This is a genomic window from Micromonospora maritima (assembly GCF_902825405.1).
GTDB lineage: Bacteria > Actinomycetota > Actinomycetes > Mycobacteriales > Micromonosporaceae > Micromonospora > Micromonospora maritima.
The window spans coordinates 1-4,922 of sequence record NZ_CADEAU010000395.1 but is presented as its reverse complement, the minus strand read 5'-3'; the positions used below and the strand labels follow the sequence as shown (position 1 = coordinate 4,922).

Here is a 4,922-nt window from a genome sequence, read left to right as displayed (position 1 = left end):
CGGAGCTGGGCGGCACGCTGGCCTGGCTGCTGCGCCGGTGGCGCGGCGGTGACCGTCCGGTCCGGACGGAACCCCGCATCGTGCCGACCCGGTCGACCGCCGTGCTCTACCAGGGCAGCGGGCGCCGGGGCGGGTAGCCGGGACCGCCCGGGGTAAAGGGACGCCGAGAAGGGGGCGACATGACTGTGCACGCGCTGGAGGCGGCCCGCCGGTTGGCGCCGCGACTGGCCGCCCGCGCGGCGGAGCACGACCGGGACGGCTCGTTCCCGGTCGACGACTTCGCCGACCTGCGCGCCGCCGGACTGTTCGGGCTCATGGTGCCGCGCGAGCTGGGCGGGCAGGGCGCCGGCTTCGCCGAGTACGCGGCCGTCGCCACCGAGCTGGCCCGCGGCAACGGCGCGACCGCGCTGGTGTTCAACATGCACGCCTCGGTCACCGGGGCGCTCGGCGCGGTCACCGAGGAGCTGGCCGAGGCGCTCGGCGTACCGGACGAGGCGCTGGCCGCCCGCGACCGGCTGCTGCGCGCGGCGGCCGACGGGTCCTGGTACGCGGTGGCGATGAGCGAACGCGGCGCCGGCGCACGGCTGTCCCAGCTCAACACCGTCTACGAGCCGGTGGACGGCGGTTGGCACATCAAGGGCAGCAAGACCTTCTGCTCCGGCGCCGGCCACCCGGACGGCTATCTGGTGGCCGCCCGCAGCGCCACCGACCAGTCGGTGGTCTCGCAGTTCCTGATCCCGGCCGGCGAGGGCATCACGGTCGAGCCCACCTGGGACTCGCTGGGCATGCGGGCCACCTCCTCGCACGACCTGCACCTGGACGTGACGGTGCCGGCCGATCGGCTGCTCGGCGGGGTCGAGGGGCTGGCCCTGGTGGTGGCCCAGCTCATGCCGCACTGGCTGGTGGCCAGCTACGCGGCCGTCTACGTCGGGGTGGCGCGGGCCGCGATCGACGCCGCCGCCGAGCACCTGAACGCCCGCAACCTGGCCGGGCTGCCGGCGGTCCGGGCCCGACTGGGCCGGGCGGACGCGGCCACCGCCGCCGCCGAGCTGGTGGTCGCCGAGGCGGCCCGCCGGGTCGACGAGTTCCCCGGCGACGCGGAGACGAACCGCTGGGTCTGGCGGGCCAAGCTGCTCGCCGGCACCACGGCCGCCGAGGTGGCGGCGTCCATGCTGGAGGCGGCGGGCACCTCGGCGACCCGGCGGGGCCATCCGCTGGAGCGGCTCTACCGGGACGCCCGCTGCGGCTCGCTGCACCCGGCCACGTCCGACGTCTGTGCCGACTGGCTCGGCATCGCGGCGCTCGGCGGCGACCCGGACCGTGACGGCTCGACCCCTCGCTGGTGAGCGCGAGGAGTGAGCCGGGGTTGCGAGCCTCGCAGTCGCGAACGAAGGACGGCCCGGTGAGCGCGAGGAGTGAGCCGGGGTTGCGAGCCTCGCAGTCGCGAACGAAGGACGGCCCGGTGAGCGCGAGGACTGACGGATCCGAGAGGTGGGGGACGTGGACGTACCGGTGATCGCGGGTCTGGGTGTGGCGCAGCCGCCGGCCGCCGCGCAGGACGAGCTGTGGTCGGGCTTCTTCGCGCGGCACTTCTCCGGGACCACCCGGGCGCTGGCCGAACGGATCTTCGCCAACTCCGGGGTGACCCGCCGGCAGGCGGCGGTGAACCCGTTGCTGGAGGACGTGTCGGAGTGGCCGACCGAGCGGCGGATGCGCCGCTACCAGGTCGAGGCGCTGCCGCTGGGAAAGGAGGCGGTGGGTCGCGCGCTCACCGCGGCCGGCCTGGACGCCTCCGACGTCGGCCTGTTCGTGGTCTGCTCCTGCACCGGGTACGCGACCCCGGGGCTGGACATCCTGCTCGCCCGGGACCTCGGCATGGCCCCGGGCACGCAGCGCATGTTCGTCGGTCACATGGGCTGTTACGCGGCGCTGCCCGGGCTCGGCGCGGCGAGCGACTTCGTCACCGCCCGGGGCCGGCCCGCGCTGCTGCTCTGCGCGGAGCTGACCAGCCTGCACATCCAGCCGCCGGGTGCCCGGGTGGACACCCAGCAGATCGTCTCGCACGCGCTCTTCTCCGACGCTGCGGTCGCCGCCGTGGTGGTGCCCGGCGGCCGGGGGTACGCGCTGCGCGAGGTCACCTCGATCACCGACACCTCCACCGCCGACCACATGACCTGGGACGTCACCGACACCGGCTTCCGGATGGGCCTGTCGCCCAAGGTGCCGCAGGTGCTGTCCCGGTACGTCCGCGACCTCGTCGACGACCTGCTGGCCCGGCACGGGTGCGAGCGTTCCGAGGTGGACGGCTGGGCGGTGCATCCGGGCGGCCCGCGGATCCTCAACGTGGTGGAACGTGAGCTGGAGCTGCCGCCCGACGCGCTGGCCGCGTCCCGGGAGACGCTGGCCGAGCACGGCAACTGCTCGTCGCCGACGGTGCTGCTGATCCTGGACCGGCTGTGTCGTGTCCAGCGCCCGCCCCGGCGGGTGGTGATGCTGGCGTTCGGACCCGGGCTGACGCTCTACGCGGCGCTGCTGGAACGGGCGGGCTGACGGACCGCCGTCGCGCCGATAGCCTGGCGGGCATGGTCTCCGAGGAGCGGACCCGGTCGGCGGTGCTGGCCGGTCTGACCGTGCTGGCCCTGGCGGTCGGGGCGTGGTGGTGGCGGTCGGCCGCGCCGGTCGTCGACCCGGTCCCGGCGGCCCGGGCCACCGTCGCGGCGGAGCCCAGCCCGGCCACCGACCCCGCGTCGAGTTCGCGTGTGTGGATCGTCGACCCGGGCACCGGGGACGCGAGTCCGGGGCCGGACATCGGGTCGGTGATGGCGGGCGGCGAGGAGGTGCGCCCGGACACGCTCTGGCACGACGGGTCCCACGTGCGGGCCGGCAGCATGGTGGAACGGCAGACCAGCTCCACGTCGGGGGCGCGTCTCCTGCTCAGCGCCGCCTGTCGGGGTCCCGGCCCGTTGACCGTCTCCTGGACGGGTGCGCAGGAGGATGAGACGCAGCTCCTGGTCGCCTGCGACGGGGCGGCGGTCCGTCAGCCCCTGGTCGCCGCGGGCGGCCCGGTGACCGTCCGGTTCGTCGCCGGCGAGCGGCAGTTGGACCTGGACGCGACCCTGGCGGGCCTGTACTGAACCCCGCTCAGCCGCCGAGCCGGGTGAGGTCGTCCCGGTAGTCGGCCGCGGGGCCCAGCTCCGGCACCAGCCGGACCAGCGTGCCCTGCCGGTCCACGAGCAGCGCGGCGGCGGTGCCGGGGCGGGCGACGAGGTGCAGGTAGGACCGCAGGCCGCCGGCCGGGTCGCCGAGGGGGCGTACGCCGGGGACGGTGGCGGGGCCGGCGCTGCGGCCCTCGGTCACGGTCACCACGGTGACCCCGGCAGGTGCGGCGGCGGCCGCCGTGCCGACCTGGTCGGCGCAGGTGCAGGCGTCGACCAGGATGATCATGGCGGGCAGCAGGCTGCGCAGCGGCACCGGTGTGTCGTCGCCGCCGACCAGGTCGAGCGCGGGGAGCGGGCCGACCGCCAGCGGCGTGGCGGTGGTCCGGGGCAGCACGGTCGGGGCGCCGCCGGAACGGTTGGACCGGGGCCAGGTGACGGCGGCCAGGCCGGCGAGCGTGATCAGCACCGAGACCAGCAGCGCGAGCGCCGGCAGCCCGATCCGGGCCCGGCCGGGCCGCTGCGCGTGCCGGGGGTCGCGGCGCAACTCCCGGCGGACCTGACGGGCCTCGTCGGCAAGCGCCGAGGCGTCGTCGGGGACGACCACCCGGCCCCACTCGGGAGGGAGCCCGGGCAGCCCGTCCGGCGGCCCCTGGCCGTCTGCGTCAGGCACGCCCATCGGACCCCCAGGAACGTCTCGGTGAGCGGACGTCACGTCCTCCACCAGCGTCCCGCACCGAGGCCCGTACCGCCACACCTGGGCGCGAGTGGAGTTGCGGAGCTACCATGGAAGGAGCGCATTGCCCTAGATCTGGACGCTCCCGTCACCCGTACCGGGTTGTCATTCGTTCGTCACGGAGCGTGTTGAAACCATCGACTTGACCGCCTGTCAAGCCGAAGAAATACCTCTCACAGGGCCCCTGAGCTGCGCCAACGGTCAGGACAGCGGTGAGACATCGGTGCCTGAGCGTGTTACCCTAGACACAGCGAAAGGGGTTTCGAACCTATGGTTTTCAGTGTCGGCGAGACCGTTGTTTACCCCCACCACGGGGCCGCACTCATCGAGGCAATCGAGACTCGGGTCATCAAGGGCGAGCCGAAGCAGTACCTCGTCCTGAGGGTCGCGCAGGGTGACCTGACGGTCCGGGTGCCCGCCGAGAACGCCGAGATCGTGGGTGTGCGCGAGGTGGTCGGCGAAGAGGGCCTGGGCAAGGTCTTCGACGTGCTCCGTGCACCGCACACCGAGGAGCCGACCAACTGGTCGCGGCGTTACAAGGCGAATCTGGAGAAGCTGGCCTCCGGCAACCCGCTGAAGGTGGCCGAGGTCGTCCGCGACCTGTGGCGCCGGGAGCGGGAGCGGGGCCTGTCGGCGGGCGAGAAGCGCATGCTCGCCAAGGCCCGTGACATCCTCGTGGGCGAGGTCGCGCTGGCCGAGAAGAGCACCAAGGACGAGGCCGAGACTCTGCTCGACAAGGTGCTGACCGAGGCCTGATCCACACCTCTGCCTCTACCCGTCCCGCAGCGAACGAATCCGAGGACCGCGACGTGACCGCGCAGCTCAATCCGCGCGGTGACGTCGCGGTCCTCGTTCCTGCGGCCGGTGCCGGGGTACGCCTCGGCCCCGGCGCCCCGAAGGCGCTCCGGCTGCTCGCCGGCGAGCCGCTGCTGGTGCACGCCGTGCGGCGGATCGCCGCCGCGCCCTCGGTGCACACGATCGTGGTGGCCGCGCCGGCCGCCGACGTCGAGTCGGTGCGGGCCATGCTCGCT

General features: G+C 74.4%; 6 protein-coding genes. 5 read left to right on the top strand and 1 reads right to left on the bottom strand.

Features of this window, described 5'->3' with window-relative positions; translation table 11 throughout:
- Positions 1–179: 179 nt before the first annotated feature.
- The 3 genes from HUW36_RS25430 (at position 180) to HUW36_RS25420 (ending at position 3,134) form a co-directional block, all read left to right on the top strand.
- Complete coding sequence (locus tag HUW36_RS25430) at positions 180–1,346, top strand: acyl-CoA dehydrogenase family protein (protein WP_174530471.1); 1,167 nt, start codon at positions 180–182, stop codon at positions 1,344–1,346.
- Positions 1,347–1,491: 145 nt separating this feature from the next.
- Positions 1,492–2,550, top strand: a complete 1,059-nt coding sequence (locus HUW36_RS25425; protein ID WP_174530470.1) for a type III polyketide synthase — start codon at positions 1,492–1,494, stop codon at positions 2,548–2,550.
- Positions 2,551–2,582: 32 nt separating this feature from the next.
- Positions 2,583–3,134, top strand: a complete 552-nt coding sequence (locus tag HUW36_RS25420; RefSeq protein WP_174530469.1) for a hypothetical protein — start codon at positions 2,583–2,585, stop codon at positions 3,132–3,134.
- Between the two features lie 7 nt (positions 3,135–3,141).
- Here HUW36_RS25420 and HUW36_RS25415 read toward each other — a convergent pair whose 3' ends face one another.
- Positions 3,142–3,834, bottom strand: a complete 693-nt coding sequence (locus HUW36_RS25415) for a hypothetical protein (RefSeq protein WP_174530468.1) — start codon at positions 3,832–3,834, stop codon at positions 3,142–3,144.
- A gap of 327 nt (positions 3,835–4,161) precedes the next feature.
- Here HUW36_RS25415 and HUW36_RS25410 point away from each other — a divergent pair, with 327 nt between their 5' ends.
- Positions 4,162–4,647: a CarD family transcriptional regulator gene (locus HUW36_RS25410; protein ID WP_007073334.1), complete on the top strand. Its 486-nt coding sequence runs from the start codon at positions 4,162–4,164 to the stop codon at positions 4,645–4,647.
- Positions 4,648–4,700: 53 nt separating this feature from the next.
- Positions 4,701–4,922: 2-C-methyl-D-erythritol 4-phosphate cytidylyltransferase (locus HUW36_RS25405; RefSeq protein WP_174530467.1), on the top strand; the 222-nt coding region annotated here is incomplete at its 3' end.